The 16,513-nt window shown below is 50.8% G+C and carries 15 protein-coding genes; 4 read left to right on the forward strand and 11 right to left on the reverse strand.

What is annotated here, in order from left to right; all coding sequences use genetic code 11:
• The first annotated feature begins 322 nt into the window (after positions 1 to 322).
• From HQ41_RS02305 to HQ41_RS02320, 4 genes are read left to right on the forward strand one after another with little or no spacing between them, the layout of a single operon-like run.
• On the forward strand, positions 323 to 1,648 hold the full coding sequence (locus HQ41_RS02305; protein WP_044187362.1) for a serine dehydratase subunit alpha family protein: 1,326 nt from the start codon (positions 323 to 325) through the stop codon (positions 1,646 to 1,648).
• A 5-nt stretch (positions 1,649 to 1,653) separates the two neighbouring features.
• Positions 1,654 to 2,427, forward strand: a complete 774-nt coding sequence (kdsB, locus tag HQ41_RS02310; RefSeq protein WP_044187363.1) for a 3-deoxy-manno-octulosonate cytidylyltransferase — start codon at positions 1,654 to 1,656, stop codon at positions 2,425 to 2,427.
• On the forward strand, positions 2,417 to 4,555 hold the full coding sequence (gene dnaG / locus HQ41_RS02315) for a DNA primase (RefSeq protein WP_044187364.1): 2,139 nt from the start codon (positions 2,417 to 2,419) through the stop codon (positions 4,553 to 4,555). Before kdsB ends, dnaG begins: the two co-directional genes overlap by 11 nt.
• 54 nt (positions 4,556 to 4,609) lie before the next feature.
• Positions 4,610 to 5,080, forward strand: a complete 471-nt coding sequence (locus tag HQ41_RS02320) for a thioredoxin family protein (protein ID WP_044187366.1) — start codon at positions 4,610 to 4,612, stop codon at positions 5,078 to 5,080.
• Positions 5,081 to 5,156: 76 nt separating this feature from the next.
• On the opposite strand, the gene HQ41_RS02325 is transcribed toward HQ41_RS02320, so the two are convergent.
• From HQ41_RS02325 to HQ41_RS02375, 11 genes are all read right to left on the reverse strand, one after another.
• A complete protein-coding gene (locus HQ41_RS02325) occupies positions 5,157 to 6,683 on the reverse strand; it encodes a lipopolysaccharide biosynthesis protein (RefSeq protein WP_044187367.1) in 1,527 nt (508 codons plus the stop codon).
• A 33-nt stretch (positions 6,684 to 6,716) separates the two neighbouring features.
• The gene (locus HQ41_RS02330) at positions 6,717 to 7,646 is read right to left on the reverse strand and encodes a glycosyltransferase family 2 protein (protein WP_044187369.1); all 930 of its coding nucleotides are present in this window, start codon (positions 7,644 to 7,646) and stop codon (positions 6,717 to 6,719) included.
• Entirely contained in the window at positions 7,643 to 8,743 is a 1,101-nt protein-coding gene (dprA, locus tag HQ41_RS02335) for a DNA-processing protein DprA (RefSeq protein WP_044187371.1), read from the reverse strand. Before dprA ends, HQ41_RS02330 begins: the two co-directional genes overlap by 4 nt.
• Positions 8,712 to 9,800 carry an acyltransferase family protein gene (locus tag HQ41_RS02340; protein WP_044187374.1) on the reverse strand — a complete coding sequence of 363 codons (1,089 nt, stop codon included), beginning with the start codon at positions 9,798 to 9,800 and terminating at the stop codon, positions 8,712 to 8,714. The genes dprA and HQ41_RS02340 overlap by 32 nt, the downstream gene beginning before the upstream one ends.
• A 141-nt stretch (positions 9,801 to 9,941) precedes the next feature.
• Positions 9,942 to 10,466 (reverse strand): threonine/serine exporter family protein, encoded by a 525-nt coding sequence (locus tag HQ41_RS02345; protein ID WP_044187377.1) that lies wholly within the window; start codon positions 10,464 to 10,466, stop codon positions 9,942 to 9,944.
• A 3-nt stretch (positions 10,467 to 10,469) separates the two neighbouring features.
• Positions 10,470 to 11,291: a threonine/serine exporter family protein gene (locus HQ41_RS02350; protein WP_044187457.1), complete on the reverse strand. Its 822-nt coding sequence runs from the start codon at positions 11,289 to 11,291 to the stop codon at positions 10,470 to 10,472.
• Positions 11,292 to 11,441: 150 nt separating this feature from the next.
• Positions 11,442 to 12,665 carry a class I SAM-dependent rRNA methyltransferase gene (locus HQ41_RS02355; RefSeq protein WP_044187381.1) on the reverse strand — a complete coding sequence of 408 codons (1,224 nt, stop codon included), beginning with the start codon at positions 12,663 to 12,665 and terminating at the stop codon, positions 11,442 to 11,444.
• A 5-nt stretch (positions 12,666 to 12,670) separates the two neighbouring features.
• Complete coding sequence (locus HQ41_RS02360) at positions 12,671 to 13,309, reverse strand: 3'-5' exonuclease (RefSeq protein WP_044187383.1); 639 nt, start codon at positions 13,307 to 13,309, stop codon at positions 12,671 to 12,673.
• Positions 13,302 to 13,892 carry a DUF5063 domain-containing protein gene (locus tag HQ41_RS02365; protein ID WP_044187385.1) on the reverse strand — a complete coding sequence of 197 codons (591 nt, stop codon included), beginning with the start codon at positions 13,890 to 13,892 and terminating at the stop codon, positions 13,302 to 13,304. The genes HQ41_RS02360 and HQ41_RS02365 overlap by 8 nt, the downstream gene beginning before the upstream one ends.
• Positions 13,893 to 13,919: 27 nt before the next feature.
• A complete protein-coding gene (gene lipA, locus HQ41_RS02370) occupies positions 13,920 to 14,789 on the reverse strand; it encodes a lipoyl synthase (RefSeq protein ID WP_044187387.1) in 870 nt (289 codons plus the stop codon).
• 973 nt (positions 14,790 to 15,762) lie between these two features.
• Positions 15,763 to 16,479, reverse strand: coding sequence for a pyridoxine 5'-phosphate synthase (locus HQ41_RS02375; protein ID WP_044187389.1), 717 nt, complete (start codon positions 16,477 to 16,479; stop codon positions 15,763 to 15,765).
• Positions 16,480 to 16,513: the final 34 nt, after the last annotated feature.

The following is a 16,513-nucleotide window of genomic DNA, read 5'->3' on the forward strand; positions in this document are numbered from 1 at the left end:
ACCGTAAAATCCCCATCCCTGAGGGAAATATCCCTCAGGGATGGGGATAGGGGGATAGTATTCAAGGCTCCCCAAGCGGCTCAAACACTCAAAAAACACCGAGAAAGATACAAGAACCTTTGAACGGGGCATTGCGCAATAGTCTCACTATATCCACACGCCGCATCAGCCAACCCAATTCTATACATCGACAAGCCTGCAGAAGTGAAATCTACAAAGACAATTCAGGCGCTCCGAGTATCGAAAACCTTCGTATCTTTACCGAATAAAAAGTTACTCAACATCACAACACGAAGTATCACTCAAACAGTCGAGATCATATATGGATCAGCTAACCTTGAGCCGAATTAACCAACTCATACGCCGTGAGGTCGTGCCAGCAACAGGCTGTACTGAACCTGCTTGTGTCGCTCTAGCGGTGGCGTATGCGGTGGCACTCCTACCCCAGAAAGTCAGAGATATAGAAGTTTGGCTTAGCGCCAATATGCTCAAGAATGCCATGGGAGTAGGAATCCCCGGCACTGGGCAAATAGGTATCCCCATAGCTATCGCCCTAGGAGCTGTACTCAAGGCCCCCGAGCGTCAGCTAGAGCTACTAGACCACTTCACCCAAGAGGATCTAAATCAAGCCAATCAAATGGTCGAGCAGGGGCTAATGCATACCCATCTGAAGGACACTCCAAATCTAGATAAGCTATACGTAGAAGTCATAGCCCGTGACAACGCTGGCCACAAGGCTCGCTCGGTCATTGAGCGGACACATATATCTCTCAAAGAACTACAACTCGACGGGGAGGATAGACTGCCCAAGCAGGAGGAGGGCACATTCGTCGGCTGCTCCGAAACGATACAACAAGTAACGAGCATCAACGAGGAGGATATCCCCCTTACGTTTTCCCTCGTTTACGAGTATGCAACTCAAGCTCCCCTAGAGGACATTGACTTCATCTACGAGGCAGCTCAGCAAAACAAGCGTGTAGGGGAGTATGCCCTCAAGGGTAACTTCGGGCATGGTGTAGGCAAACTAATCCAAGGAGATATGGGGCAGAAATTTTTCGGATCCAGCCCTCTTGCCCATATGCTCAGCTATACTAGTGGCGCCTGCGATGCCCGTATGGACGGTGCCCCCGTTACCGTGATGAGCAACTCTGGCAGTGGTAACCAAGGCATCACCGCTACCCTACCCGTCTTAACCTTTGCCGAGAGTCAAGGGTGCGATCGGGAGCGGACAACTAGAGCCCTAATGATGAGTGGTCTGCTGGTCGTCTACATCAAGCAGCTACTAGGCCGCCTATCCTGCCTATGTGGCATGGTTGTCTCGGGCATAGGATCCTCGGCAGCAATCGTCTACCTAATGGGAGGCACTAAAGAGCAATCGAGCTACGCCATCAAGAATATGATCGGCAACGTAACGGGTATGATCTGCGACGGTGCCAAACCAAGCTGTAGTCTCAAGGCCTCTACGGGTATCTGCTCTGGGCTCATAGCTGCCATGATGGCGATGCAAAACAACTACGTCAAAGTAGTAGAGGGCATCGTGGAGGACGACATAGACGACTGCATTCGCACTCTGGCCGAGATTGGCCGTGACGGTATGCTAGAGACCGACCGCAAGGTACTCGAGGTGATGACCAATAAAAAGAAATAGAAGAGATGAAGCCATCTATCATCACCATCATACCCGCACGCTATGCCTCTACACGCTTCCCCGGCAAGCCTCTGGCCGATATGCTGGGCAAGCCGATGATACAGCGTGTCGTGGAGCGGGCTAGCAGTACAGGCTCGAGAGTCGTGGTAGCTACCGACGACCAGAGGATCTACGACTGCGTACAGAGCTTCGGGGCAGAGGCTGTAATGACATCACCCGAGCACCGCTCGGGGACAGATCGATGTATCGAGGCCTACGAACTCGTAGGCCAAGGAGAGGAGATTATGCTCAATCTACAAGGCGATGAACCGTTCATACAGCCCGAGCAAATAGAGGCACTGATATCTGCCTTCGACCGAGCAGAAACGCAGATTGCGACCCTAGCCGAGGCGTTCGCACCCGATACCCCAGACATAGCCCTCTGCGACCCCAATGTGGTCAAACTCGTACAAGGAGATTTGGGGCAAGCCCTCTACTTCAGTCGCTCACTCGTCCCACACCAGAGGGGGCGTAGCGAGCAGCTATGCCAGCACCATACCTATTATAAGCATATAGGCCTGTACGCCTTCCGAACCAATATCCTACCCGAGCTCAAAGCTCTGCCAGCCTCTCCCCTAGAGCTAGCCGAGAGCCTCGAGCAGCTCAGGTGGCTTGCAGCAGGCTATCGTATAGCAGTCGAGCAGACAGCACTCTCAACCATCGGGATCGATACCCCCGACGATATGGAGCGCGCCTGCCAGTATCTCAGAGAGCTAGAGAGAACTAGAAGTGATAGATAGCAGGACGAAGCAGCAAATCATAGATGCCGCTCAGATCCTAGATGTCGTGAGCGACTTCGTTAGCCTACGCCGTAGCGGTGTGAGCTACGTGGGTTTGTGTCCTTTTCATAGTGATAGGAGGCCTTCGTTTTACGTTTCCCCTGCCAAGAATGTCTGCAAATGCTTCTCTTGTGGCGAGGGCGGTTCGCCCATACACTTCTTGATGAAGCATGAGCAGATGACCTATACGGAGGCACTGCGTTACCTTGCCAAGAAGTACCACATTGAGATTGTCGAGCGAGAAGAAACCGATGAGGAGCGAGCAGCCGCAGACGAGCGCCAGAGCCTATTCATTGTCAACGAGTTTGCCCAAGACTTTTTCGCCAAACAGCTACACGATACCGACGAGGGGCAGCATATTGCTCTAGCATATTTCCGAGAGCGAGGCATCAGACCAGAAACAATCAAGAAGTTCGGTCTAGGCTACTCGCCAGAGGATCGTTCAGCGCTTACCGAGCAGGCACTCAAAGCTGGCTACACTCTCGAGCGACTAATCGCCGTAGGGCTGAGCTCTCAGTACGAAGAACATCAGAAGCCTATTGACCGCTTCCGAGGGCGTGTCATCTTCCCCGTCCGCAATCTTGGGGGTAAATATGTTGCCTTCGGGGGACGTATTATGGGTAAGAGCGACAAGATCGCCAAATACGTCAATTCACCCGAGAGCCCTATCTACTCCAAGAGCCGAGAGTTGTACGGCCTCTACTGGGCCAAGAGTGCGATCTCCAAAGCCAACAAATGCTATCTAGTAGAGGGCTATACCGACGTCATCTCGATGCACCAGAGCGGTATCGAGAACGTAGTCGCATCCTCTGGCACGGCACTTACCGTACAGCAGATTAGGCTCATTCGTCGCTTCACCGAGCATGTAACGGTACTCTACGACGGAGATAATGCAGGCATCAAAGCAGCCCTACGTGGGATAGACCTGTTACTCGAGGAGGGGCTAAACATCAAGATAGTACTACTGCCACAAGGCGAAGACCCCGACTCCTATGCTCGCAGCCATAGTGCCAGCGAGTTTCTGGAGTACCTCGATGAGGCAGAAACGGACTTTATCCACTTCAAGATCAACCTCTACCAAGAGGAGATGAGGCGTGACCCGCTCAAACGTGCCGAGCTCATCAGCGATATCTTGCGTAGTATTGCCTTGATCCCCGACGGCATACGGCGGGCTGTGCTCATACAGAGCTCTGCTGCTGAGCTACGTATGGACGAGCAGCTCCTCGTGGGCGAGATACAGAAGCTACGCCTCAAGGGCATCAGTGCTACGGGGCATTACGTCCCATCGGGGCAAATCCTCTCGAGTGGCCGTAGCGAGGCCCCGAGAAGTATCCCTCAGACATCGGCTCAGCAGGGAGCAATCAATCCACTTGCTCAACCAACGCCAGCCCCCATATCGGTTGCCCCTACAGAGGAAGGTGGCGTACCTAAGTATGAGTTGGAGATCCTAAAGCTCGTCATCGGACACGGGGAAGAGCCCATGCTAGTGGCTAACGAAGAGGAGGACGCCAAAGAAAATCCGTACCTAGCCTACTATGTCGCAGACTTCATCTACCGAGAGCTAGAGCTTGATGAAATCTTCGTAACACTATCGGAGGCCACACAGCAAGTAATCCGAGAGGCCTGCAATGAGTGTATTCCCCAAGGCTTAGACTCGGCTTCGCACTTCATCAACCACCCAACAGAGGCTATTCGCCGCATCTCTACCGATGTTTTGAGCAATCCTTACTCGTCCTATGAGCTAGTCGAGGACGAGGAGGAGGACACATTGCTCTTCCCCCCAACTGGCTATGGAGTACGTAGCGAAGCGGAGGAACAGGAACAGGCACGTCTGCTAGAGGAGCATCAGACCAAACAGCGCAATAGGCGTCAGCTCAAACGAGGCGTAGAGATCCTCAAAGCACTGGATAATTTGCGCATTATGATCGTGATGCAGCAGATCAAAGAAGTACAAACCGAGCTGCTCAATGCCCAGCGCAATGGAGCCAACGAGGCTCTCATCATCGAGCTGATGCAAGAGCTTAGCGAGCTTAACCAAGTCAAAACAAGTTTTGCCCAAAGCCTAGGGGAGCGAACAATCATCGGTTAGATGAGGTTCTATGAAAATCAAGTGAATATCTAACGTTATTAACAAACTGAAGCAATGACAATCAAAAAAATGGTTCTAGGGCTATCGATGCTCCTAATGGCCTCGACTTGGGCATGTGCCTCTCCATCTGCTCAGCAGAAGAAGGAAACCGAGATGAAGGAAACACTAGTACGCAATATCGACGCAGCATTTATGCGTCAGAATATCTTTGACTACAAGGAAAATCCAACGAAGTTTGTCTTCAAGGGTAAGCGTCCAGCGATCCTCGATTTCTATGCAGACTGGTGTCCTCCTTGCCGTGCACTCTCTCCCAAGCTCACTGATCTAGCCAAGAAGTACAAGGGCGAGATTGACATCTACAAGATCAATGTGGACAACGAAGGCGAACTCGCCAAGTTCTTTGGTGTGAAGAGCATTCCCATGCTCCTCTTTATCCCCATGGAGGGAACGCCTATCCAGACGCTTGGCAACCTCTCTGTCGAGGAGCTTGAGCAAACGATCGCCAAGATCAAAGTCAAGAAGTGAACCTCTGCTTTGTCAATATACAAATAGCCCCTAGTGAGTCACGGCTCACTAGGGGCTATTTGTTGTTATTGCAGGCCTATCGCCCAATTAGTTTTCTTATCCGCTTGAGAATAAAAGTACGCTCGTACTCATTCAGCCCCAAAAACCAAACCAAAAGCCCAATCAGCAGAAAGCTAATAGCACTGACCGCACAGAGCGCAAGAAAGGTTTGGCCAAAAATCTGATCAACGTAGTACATCATCAGAGCCGAAACAGAGGTAATGCCTAAGATTGGGACCCACACACGTCTGAGGTATTCCCGTGCACTAAGCAAGACTTCTCGGCGCAAAGCATAGAAATTGCCCCACACGTAGACGAGCCTTACCAACGTCGCAGCTTGCAAAGCGAAGACAGAGGCCAAACCTAGCTCAAATCCAAAGTACACTATCGGCAATACCATCAGAGATATAGTCGTACCAATCAGCACACAACGACACACATTGCCAGTGGCCTGCACACCATTCCAAAGGGGTATGCCCAGCACATTGATGAGGCAAAAGGCCAAAATCCAGCGAGCGTAGTCGGCAGCTTCGCTCGGCACTTCGCTCCCGAGCCACAGCTCTAGGACGTAATCCATACGCAGCATCAGCGGTAAGGATAGCGCCCAAGTGAGGAAATAGCTATATCGTGAACTACCGTAGATAAGTCGCTTGTAGTAGTCGATGTCCCCCGTGGTATAGCTCTGTACGAGCTGCGAACGCAAAGCCGTGAAGAACTGCACAGAGAAATTGCCAACGGCAGAGTTAATCTGAGCAGCAATCCCACGAGCTGCATTGACGATCGTACCGAAAAAGATATTAAGCAAGTAGTCTAGACCATAGTTCCACACAGCATAGGTACCAGCCTCTACCCCATTCCAGCCGATGAAGCGATACATCTGTGTGAAGCGCTCTCGATCCCATCGAATAGCTCCCCTACACTCGGGATAAGAGCGAAAGCAAATAATAGCAGGCACACACTTGACCACGATAACCAGTACCAAAGAACCCACAGCATAGAAGATCAACTTGTCATAGGGGGCAACAGACAGCAGCATAACGAGTACGAGTTTGAGCAAAGCATCTAGGATACCCGCATAAGCATAGACCCGCATATTCTCTCGGGCAATCAGTACGGAGTCGTATATCGAGCCGAGTAGCATCACCGAGAGCGAGAGGATCGTAGAGTGAAAGACCCAAAGTGCGGCATCGAAACGCTCCTCAGGGATATTCAGTTTGTGATACATCAGATACAATCCAAGGCATTCTCCGATGACAATCACTGCCAGTGCAAGAGCAATATGTATGATAAGACTAACGCCATAGATGCGCTTCAGTCCCTCTATATTCCTCTGACCTATCTCGTAAGCTAAATAACGCTGTGTGGCGGTAGCTAGCGACGAGGAGAGAAACACGAAGGTCAAGGCAATCCCCCCTACGATATTGTAGATACCATAGTCTACTGGCCCGAGTGCCTTGAAGATAAGCCGTGACGAATAGAGCATCACGCCCATCCACAGGAGCATACGCACAACTAGAAATACGGTATTAGTGGCGATGCGATCGCTACGTCCTTGACTCGTCATATCGTTTAGTTTATCTCAAGACTATTGATTTGTCTATGATTTATCCATTGCCTTGTTTGGCTCAACCCATCTACTAGATTGGGCAAGATCGAGAGAGCAAAAATACAGCAACTTGTATAGCTGGAATAGAGTGATGCGATCGGGGCGACGCCTCAGTATCTGTCGAATGATATACATAAGCGGCTGCGCTACTCTCCCTATAGTGCGTGCTAGATGATACCGCCTTAGTCCTCGGTAGTACCCTAGTAGCTTGATAGACATGCCCTCAAATGTGTCTCGATGCTCATGCAAGTTGCGCAGATATCGCTCCGTCGTCGAGAGAAAAGCTTCATCAGTTTCCTTGAGCCGATGCACTACTGACGCATCAATATGGACGACATCAAGCTGGCTTCTTCTAAGCATCTCGCCCCAATAAGTGTCCTCGTAGCCCATACCCATGCGAGGAAAAGGGTGGCTCAGTACAAGCTCTCGAGGAGCGAGGAAGCACATCGCAATAAATGACTTGTACGGCTCAGCGATACGCTGGGCGAGCGAACGCATCTCCACTTGAGTACCATAGTGATACCTAAGCCGATTATCCGCCCTACAGTCACGCTCATCATAGCGAAATCCTCCGCATACGACGGCATCTGGGTGCTCAGCCCGAGCCTTCATATAGGCTGCAATCAGCCCTTCGGTAGGCAGGACATCGGAATCAGTATAGAGCAAGCTAAAGCCCTTTGCCTTAGTGGCAAGCTCTTGGCGCATCAGTCCTGCTCCGATATTCTTAGGGGCATGGTAAACCCATACCTCAGCGTGCTGTGCCGCTAGCCTATCGTAGATTGAGGCATAGTCCTGACCAGAGGCGTCATCGCCAAGGATAATCTCCAAGCTAAGGCTCAGGGCGATACACTGCTCCAGCAAATCGGTTACGAGTCTAGTGCAGTCGTACCGATAGACAGGGATAAGGATTGATAGCGTCATCGTACCAATGTATATAATCCGCCGGGCATTACCTGTATATGTGCATCTAGCTCCAAGTCGAATAGCTGACTGCTTACCTCGCTTGCAGGCAAACCAGACTGGCGAATGAGGTCATTGAGGTGCATAGGCTGATGCTCTGCGATAAGTCTAAGCAAAGGATGATCGATTGGCGGTTCGTCCGAGAAGAGTAGCTTCTGCTGCACTGCTTGCCCTCTGCGCTCCCAACCCAGAGCTTGTACGATGTCTTCTCCAGAAGAAACAAGAACGCCTCGCATGGACGAGATCAGATGGTTGCACCCCTCGCTATAGCGATCGGTTAGTCGCCCCGGCACAGCCAACACTTCTCGATCGTAGTCTGCGGCGAGCTCGGCGGTAATGAGCGAACCACTCTTCAGACCAGCCTCTATGACTAGCGTGGCATCCGTTAGCCCAGCGATGATGCGATTTCGAGCCACGAAGTTGAATCGATCGGGCTTGGTGCCGAGTGGATACTCCGATATCCAAGCCCCACGGTTCAATATCTCGTGGGCTAGCTGCGTGTGTGCTGCTGGGTATATCCTATCGAAACCATGGGCAAGCACCGCCACCGTAGGCATGCCGAGAGCTAGTGCCCTGCGATGAGCCAGACTATCTACCCCATAGGCCAAACCACTAACGATAAGAGTCTGAGGGAATAGCTCGGCTAGCTCGCCGAGCAGGCGCTCACAGCAGATCTGCCCATAGGTTGTCATATTACGTGTACCTACGACACTGATTGCAGCAGATGTTTCCCAGTCGCTATAGCACCCCTTGGCATAGATGAGCGTTGGCGCATCGGCACAAGCGGCTAGGCGTATGGGGTAGTCATCTTCGTCTATGAAATAAGTTCGTACGCCTTCTTGCGTACACCAATCAGCGATGCGCTTGGCCTCATCCATCAGAGAGGGGCGATAGAGTTCATCGACGATCGACTGTCGTAGCTTAGGGCATCGAGCCTGTAGGGTAGCTCTATCAGCAAAGATCGCCTCCACACTCCCCATACGCTCTAGTAGCACCTTGGCGTGATGAGGGCCGATATGCTTGGCTCTAGAGAGAGCGATCTGATATACTTGTGTCATTGCTTTCATTGCATACGATAGGTTTAGGTTTTTTATTCTTAGGTAGAGCCTTGCCATAGCATAGGAATGCCAAGATGCTGTTGGCTTTGATTAGGCGTACCACCATCAGTGTGATGCTGACCACTATGGCTGCATAGAGCACCGATAAACCAATCTCCCAAGATATAGTCCGCCCTCCATCTCTCAATATTCCGAATAGGAATGGCTTAACCATAGGCACCGAGAAGAGGAAGAAGTAGTGGGTAAAGTAAATGGTTCGGCTCTCCTGTCCGAGATACCCAGCTAGCCTATTAAGGCGAGAGTCGCCTTTGCCCAAGTGGTTGACCAAGCCGAATGCCATAACCAAGCCGCTGAGCGAGGCCGGTATCCCTCCCATCACGGGAGCCGATGTACACTCCGTATAAATAAGAAGAGTGAAAAGTAAGGCCGAGAGTGCTGCTACCTCGGGGCGAATTAGTATGCGCTCAAAAGAAGAATACTTGCCAACGAAGTAGCCGATGAGGAAGTTGTGATAGAGGTAATTCATCTTCCCCCAACTGAAAGCCTCATGTGTCATGGGGCTATAGGCTTTCCACGGCAAATCGACCCATAGGACGAAAGCAAGGGTTAGCATTGCCCAGAGCGCCTCGAGCGTGACATCGCCCTCTGGATTGGTGTAGTGATTGAGGAGCTGAAAGACAAACCAAAGAACAAACATCTCAAACAGTACCCAAGTGAACCAGTAGCCTCCGTGATGTATGCCGAAGAGCATTTCGTCGAACGACACAGAGTAGAAAAGGGCATAGAGCGTAGGCAGAGTAATAAGTGGGAGGAAGAGCTGCCTTGCCTTCTTGCGCCAAAAGGCAATATGCCCACCGAAGCTAAACTCTAGTGGCTTGGAGGCTAGGTAGCCCGAGAGAAAAACAAAAATCGGCATATCAATGCTCCTAAGCACCGCTAGTAGAGGAGAGCGGTAGTAGGAAAAGCCGAAATGGAATGAATGACCAACTACCACTAAGAAAATGACGATGCCTTTGAGGACATCAATATGCTGCATATGGTGCTTACCTTGAGCCATCGAATGTTTGCTACGAAATGAAAGATGCTTGATTTACCCCCAAAAGTACAATGAATAGCCAAGACAAAGGACGCCATAGATCGATTTTATCTCGACCTATGGCGTATAGTCTGCTGCAAGGAGTGGTTGAGCACAAGAGAGCTAAGCCTTCCTCTGGCCACGTCGCTCTGCAAGCTCCAACTCCTTATCTCGTGTCATACGAAACGAATGCTTGTAGAAGATAAAGAGCGGTATAGCCACCCCTACCCCAAGGGCAAACATGATACTCCCAGCCGTGATGGCATTGCTCAAGATTTGTGGCAGGTACTCTTCTCGTTGCAAGGCGTCGTTGGTCTGCATAAAGCGAATCATGCCCAAGAGTGAGCGATAGGCATACATGCCCGGGATCATCGGCAGAAGAGCTGGGAAAGCGAAAACCTCCGACGGAAAACGAGCTCGATAAGCGAAGTAAATACCAACAAACCCAATAGTAACCGAGGCAATGAAGGTAGCGATCGCAATCTCGACGTCGGCATAGGTCATCAGCGCGAAACGTAGCATGTGCCCGATAGCCGCCAGAATAGGCACATAGATGAAAGACTGCTTGGGCGGATTGGATACCGCAGCAAATCCGCAGGCTGCTATAGCAGCGAGAACGCCGTCGAGAAGTATAGACTGAATAATCATAGACTAGAGCAGACTAAGGTTCAGAAGAACGAGAGTAAGACTAAGACCAATGGTAATGCTCACGACGATGAGGATTGCATTGATCAGACGCGACACCCCATTGAGGATATAGCCATCGAGAAAGTCTACCATGGCATTGATAAATGGAACCCCGGGAATGAGGTAGAGCACACTAGTGCTGAGCGCAACCTCTGGGGTACTACTTAGCCCGAAATGCATTCCGACCCCAACACTAAAAGACGAAACGAAAGCTGCCACCAAGACCGTCAGATAATGATAGGCATGGCGTAGGTTGAGCTCCTGACGTACAAAGAAACCTAGACAAGTGCCGACGAAAACGACCCCAGCCCCCGATAGATCCCCACCGAAGAGTAGGCAGAAAGCTCCATTGGCAAAGCTAATGAGTAGCAAAATCAACCAACGGCTCACACGAGGCGAGTTAAGCACACGCTCCAGATGCTGCTCAAGCTCCTGCATACTGGGCTTGTGGTCGTACACGTACCAGCTCAGACGGCTAAGCTCTGCATTGAGCAGGAAGTTGAGTGGCAGGGTGCGGTGGTGCGTCAGAGCCGTCACGGGGTGAGCAGAGCGCTTACGTTGCCCATCTTCGCTAGTACTCTTATCAATCAGGGTAATAGCTACGTTGCGCTGAAACATCATCATCGTTGTTTCATAGCCATACGCCTGAGCGATACGTGTCGTATTGAGTACAATGCGAGAGGTCTGTACCCCTACACTAGTCTGTATAGTGGCATAGCGCAGCAGAAAGTCGAGCAGAGCCTCCTGATCTATCTCAGGGTTTTGAGGCGAGGTTGTTGGTTTCATAACTTGAGTCATCGGACTAAAAACGCTACAAATGTATAGTTTTTCGGGCTCATACACAGGGCAAGAGCATAATCATGCCCTGTAATCGAGGGGTAATCATCTCTCGGTTACAGATTGAGTGTCGGAAATACCAGACACAAATCCTGCCTTCTACTCGACTTGTAAAACTAAGCCCTTGAGGTATTCGCCCTCGGGGTGGTAGATCGAGACGGGGTGATCTATTGGCTGGGTGAGCTGATGCAAAATGCGAACATGGCGACCCGACGCCGCAGCAGCCGTGAAGACTGCCAAGCGAAACTCCTCTCGGCTCACTGCCTGCGAACAGCTAAAAGTAAAGAGGATCCCTCCCGGTGCAATCTTATTGAAGGCTTGAGCATTGATACGGCGATAACCAATCAAGGCATTGCGAAGCACCTTACGATGCTTGGCGAAAGCTGGCGGATCAAGAATAATCATATCATATTCGCCTTGGGGCATCTCATCGAGATAGGCAAAAGCATCTTGAGTGATGCTCCGATGTCTGTGACACTGGCCGAAGTTTAGCTTAACGTGCTCCTCAGTCAGATACATCGCCTTGGTCGAGCTGTCGAGCGAGTCCACTCGCTCTGCCCCACCCCTAAGGGCGTATAGAGAGAATCCACCAGTGTAACAGAATGCATTGAGTAGACGCCTCCCCCGAGCATACTGCTCGACGAGTGCACGGTTATCTCGCTGATCGACGAAAAAGCCTGTCTTCTGCCCTCTAAGCCAGTCGGGCATAAACTTGATGCCGTTCTCCCACACGGGGGTAGCCTCTGTGTGGCCAATGAGGAAGCCGTCGTCACACATCTCTCTCTGCTCTCGTGTGGGGAGCGTACCTTGACTCTTGTAGTACACTGCGCGTATTACCTCGGGGCCACATAGGTCTTGGTACACCTGCATCAGAGCTTGGGCAATCACCTCCCTAGCATAGTGCATACCCATACTATGTGCCTGCATAACGGCTGTATCTCCGTAGACATCGATGATCAAGCCCGGGAGCTGATCGCCCTCACCATGCACGAGGCGATAGACATTGTTGGGGCTCCCTGCCTCTGGATCTACCCTAAGCAAGCCACAAGCTAGCCTTAGCTGCAGAGCTGCTGCCAAGCGAGCCTGCCAGAACTGAGGCTCGATCTCCTCATTGCCGATGAAGCTAAGCATACGCACAGCGATACTTGCCTCTGCATAGTGCCCCACACCGAGCGGTTCGCCTCGATGGCTCTCTACACGCACTAGACAGCCGTCGTAGAGCTCCCCATCGGTTGATGCGATGGCCCGAGAGAATAGCCATGGGTGGAAGCGCAGAAGGGACTCCTCTTTGCGTGGGAGTAGACGCACACTAGATATATCCATCGTGACTAGAGTAATGCAAATTGTACTGGGGCAGGATCTGGCTGAGTCATCAGCTCTCGGTAGATGCGCAGGCAGGCCCAAGCGTCTAGGGCAGCATAGTGCTGCTGAGCTGGGCTTAGGTTAGTAGCCTCCCAGTTGCTCATTCTCTGACCTTTGCTCATGTACTCGGAGAAAATGATGCCGTATATTTTCTGCAAACTGGCGTCCCTAATGCCATAACCGGGGCAGAGGCTCTGCAGCTCTACGAAGCCCTTGGGCTCGAAGTCCGCCAAACGGCGCAGGGTTGTTTTGTCATCTTTTAGGCTAAGGCCTACCTTGAGGATATTGGGATCCTCCAGTAGCTCTATTAGCTCCTCCGGCATACCTATTTTATTTAGCCGAAAGAGGTAGCAAACCTCATCGGTCGAGATCTGTAGCAGGGATACCTGATTGCGTTTGCCGGGAATGAAGCAAGGCTTCGTTTCGGTATCTATACCCAGAGCATCTGCCTGCATCAACTCGGAGATTGCCGCCTTGATATTGGCTCGTGTGTCAATGATACGTACCTGCCCTTGGAACTTAGCCACGGGCAGAGCGTCTAGCTGGTCTTTGCTGATCTGATCGGGGTAGGGGGGATCTACAAATCTATATCGTTTTTTACTCATACTCTTGCATTGATAGGTCTGTGTCTGCCTCATCTACCTCCATATCCTCCTCGTCCTGCTCTGGCAAGCTCATCGTGTAGACCTGATGTAGGGCAGAGAGTGCCGAGAGTAGCTGGACGCCCCAATGCTCTCGCCAGTAGAGGTAGCAGCGGCCGATAGCTGCTGGCAGGGCAATAGTATTCTCTGCTCTGAGGATACCTAGTAGGTTACCAATATGCTGGTAAACATCGGCTAGCGCCTCACTGATAGTAGCGGCTAGTGGCGTGTCGCTGTACTGCATCTCGGGTGAGAAGGTCGTCAAGTAGCTGTCATACTCGCCTAGAATATGCTCCAAACGGGTGCGTACACGGTCGTAGCCCTCTTGGGTGATATACTCCTCAATATAGTCTTCGTCGCTTGAGTAGAAATACTCGGGCAGGCGTAGCATCTGGGCGTATAGACGAGGGAGCAGCTCTATGAGCCGACGAATCACCTCTCGCCTCTGCCCACCTTGCTCCAGTAGAGCCGCCAGCTCTACCCCAGTACGGGCGAAGTCAATAAGCTCAGGAGTATAGAGATTGCTATGGGATTGATCTGTATTCATAGGTACAAAGGTAGCATCTTTTTGGTGCTATGTATGGCGCTCTGCATGATAGCTAGAGCGCACTAGAGGGCCACTCTCGATACGTGGGATCTTCTTCTCCATACCGAGGATACGGAGCTTGGCAAACTGCTTGGGGTGTACATACTCGACTACTGGCAGATGCTTGCGAGTAGGTTGCAGATACTGACCTATGGTGAGGACGGATACACCGACACGCTTGATATCGTCCATCAGCTCTAGCACCTCCTCTTCGCTCTCGCCCAAACCAAGCATAATGCCCGTTTTGGCTCTGACACCACTGCTGGCGATACGCTCCAACACACGCAGGCTCATATCGTAGGTCGCCACATGGCGCACCGATGGGGTCAGTCTGCGTACGGTCTCGAGGTTGTGCGAGATAACCCTTGGCTTGAGTGCTATGATTTTGTCTACCAGCTCTAGGTTGCCATTGAAGTCGGGGATAAGCACCTCGATCGTTACCTCTGGAGTCGTACGCTGTATGGCCTCTATGGTAGCCACCCAGTGGGCTGCCCCATAGTCTGGCAGGTCATCTCGGTCTACACTTGTGATGACGGCATGCCTTAGGCCCATCGTCTTGATGCTGTCGGCTACTTTTTGTGGCTCCTCTGGGTCAAGAGCAGGAGGTGTTCGGCTCGTCAGGGTATTGCAGAAGCGGCAAGCACGGGTACAGTATGCACCACCTATCATGAAGGTTGCAGTCCCTGCACTCCAGCACTCACCGAGATTGGGGCATCGCCCGCTGGTGCAGATAGTATTGAGCCCATGCCCCTCGATGGTTGTCTTGGTATCTGTAAACGTACTATTATCCCCGAGCTTGATCTTGAGCCACTCAGGTTTGCGTACGCGACCTGTTTTTGTTGTCTTGGAGTTGTCCATTTATTTTGATGTTGTCTATTGTTTAGAAAACAGCCTAGACTAATTCTTGTTTGTTCGTTTGCGCCCAAAGATAGTGGACAATACGCAATTTAGGAGCAAATAATCGGAGGTAATGGGTTCTAATCCCAGCCCAATCATACATCACCCTAGGCCTAGTGAAATGTTGGGCTGGATAGCTCTAATAAAAAACCAAAATCACAGAATTTAGATTTTCGCACACTCATCGAAGCATTGTAGAGAACGCTATCCTAAATAAGGCTCCCAAATGCCTGACCTCGTATTTGCCCTCTAGAAGGCTCTACACGGCGTCCGACCTCGCTTTGGCACTTAATAGCAGTTACCCTAAAATAGGGGCCTAAACGAGACATTTACACTAGGCTATATATCAGACATATACAAACAAGAAATACGATTTTTTATAGGTCGGTGGCACATTTCGAGGTATTTCTTCCCATCAATCCGCCGAGATTAGTGGACACATCTTGGCTGATTAGTCCACCGATCGCCAAAGATCTTCCCATCATTTTCTCAGAAGTTAATCTCCTTCTTTAGAAATCCACTAGACATTCATCTAAATTTAAGCACAAATCATTTACACACATTAACAAAAACATATGAAGAATGAGCACAAGAATAAAGAGCAATTTCTGGGGGCTACACTACTCTAGATCCAAAAATGAATAGACAAAGCGAGCAGGAAAGAATAAAAAAACCAAGAGGCTGTGACAAACTCTGAATTTGTCCACAGCCCCTTGGAGGTATTTCGGAATGCACAAAATGCAAGAAGCTAAAATAAGGTTAGAGAGAGCATACCAAGGTATGTAACCGAAACCAGCGACGAAGTCCGTGCGGAGAAAATATCGCAAGTAACACAGCAATTTACCTATTATGACATACCACCCTAAGGCTACAATAATATGTAGGCTACCTAGGTCTATACTCCGCAATCTACAAGGTCTACGAATAATAGAGGCTACTTGCCTAGAGCTCGCTGATAGCGTGCGACAGTCTGCTCTAGACCTAGGTAAAGGGCTTCGCTGATGAGAGCATGACCGATAGATACTTCGTCAAGCTCCGGAATGGCCTGATGAAAAAAGCCAAGATTATCTAGACTGAGGTCATGACCTGCATTCACACCCAAACCAAGTTGCTTGGCTAGCTGGGCAGCCTCGATATACTCTGCTACCGCACGCTGAGGGTCTTGTGGGTATAACGCTGCGTACGGCTCGGTATAGAGCTCCACACGATCAGCACCCGTGCGTGCCGCCCAGCGGATATTGTCGAGGTCTGTCCCTACGAAAATTGATGCACGTACCTGCCAGCGATGCAGATCGTCGATAATTCCCTTGAGAAAGTCGAAATTTTGCTCTACCTGCCAGCCCGCATTACTCGTCAGAGCATCGGGGGCATCGGGTACCAGTGTAGCCTGTGCAGGGCGCACATCTTGGATTAGACGCATAAAGCTCTCAATCGGATTTCCCTCGATATTGAACTCCGTAGTCAGCACTTCACTTAGCTCATAGACATCTCGATAGCGTATGTGTCGCTCATCAGGACGAGGATGCACGGTAATGCCATCAGACCCGAAGCGCTCCAAGTCTAGAGCCACTTGCTTGACGTTGGGGACATTGCCACCTCTTGCATTACGAATGGTGGCCACCTTGTTTATATTGACACTAAGTTTAGTCATGATATATTCTTTTGCTTACATTTGTATGAGTGAC

The sequence above is a fragment of the Porphyromonas sp. COT-290 OH860 genome (assembly GCF_000768935.1).
Lineage (GTDB): Bacteria > Bacteroidota > Bacteroidia > Bacteroidales > Porphyromonadaceae > Porphyromonas.

Coding starts and splice junctions, on each gene's coding strand:
- HQ41_RS02305 (WP_044187362.1), top strand. CDS start 323: ATGGATCAGCTAACCTTGAGCCGAATTAACCAACTCATACGCCGTGAG.
- kdsB (WP_044187363.1), top strand. CDS start 1,654: ATGAAGCCATCTATCATCACCATCATACCCGCACGCTATGCCTCTACA.
- HQ41_RS02320 (WP_044187366.1), top strand. CDS start 4,610: ATGACAATCAAAAAAATGGTTCTAGGGCTATCGATGCTCCTAATGGCC.
- HQ41_RS02325 (WP_044187367.1), bottom strand. CDS start 6,683: ATGACGAGTCAAGGACGTAGCGATCGCATCGCCACTAATACCGTATTT.
- HQ41_RS02330 (WP_044187369.1), bottom strand. CDS start 7,646: ATGACGCTATCAATCCTTATCCCTGTCTATCGGTACGACTGCACTAGA.
- dprA (WP_044187371.1), bottom strand. CDS start 8,743: ATGACACAAGTATATCAGATCGCTCTCTCTAGAGCCAAGCATATCGGC.
- HQ41_RS02340 (WP_044187374.1), bottom strand. CDS start 9,800: ATGGCTCAAGGTAAGCACCATATGCAGCATATTGATGTCCTCAAAGGC.
- HQ41_RS02345 (WP_044187377.1), bottom strand. CDS start 10,466: ATGATTATTCAGTCTATACTTCTCGACGGCGTTCTCGCTGCTATAGCA.
- HQ41_RS02350 (WP_044187457.1), bottom strand. CDS start 11,291: ATGAAACCAACAACCTCGCCTCAAAACCCTGAGATAGATCAGGAGGCT.
- HQ41_RS02355 (WP_044187381.1), bottom strand. CDS start 12,665: ATGGATATATCTAGTGTGCGTCTACTCCCACGCAAAGAGGAGTCCCTT.
- HQ41_RS02360 (WP_044187383.1), bottom strand. CDS start 13,309: ATGAGTAAAAAACGATATAGATTTGTAGATCCCCCCTACCCCGATCAG.
- HQ41_RS02365 (WP_044187385.1), bottom strand. CDS start 13,892: ATGAATACAGATCAATCCCATAGCAATCTCTATACTCCTGAGCTTATT.
- lipA (WP_044187387.1), bottom strand. CDS start 14,789: ATGGACAACTCCAAGACAACAAAAACAGGTCGCGTACGCAAACCTGAG.
- HQ41_RS02375 (WP_044187389.1), bottom strand. CDS start 16,479: ATGACTAAACTTAGTGTCAATATAAACAAGGTGGCCACCATTCGTAAT.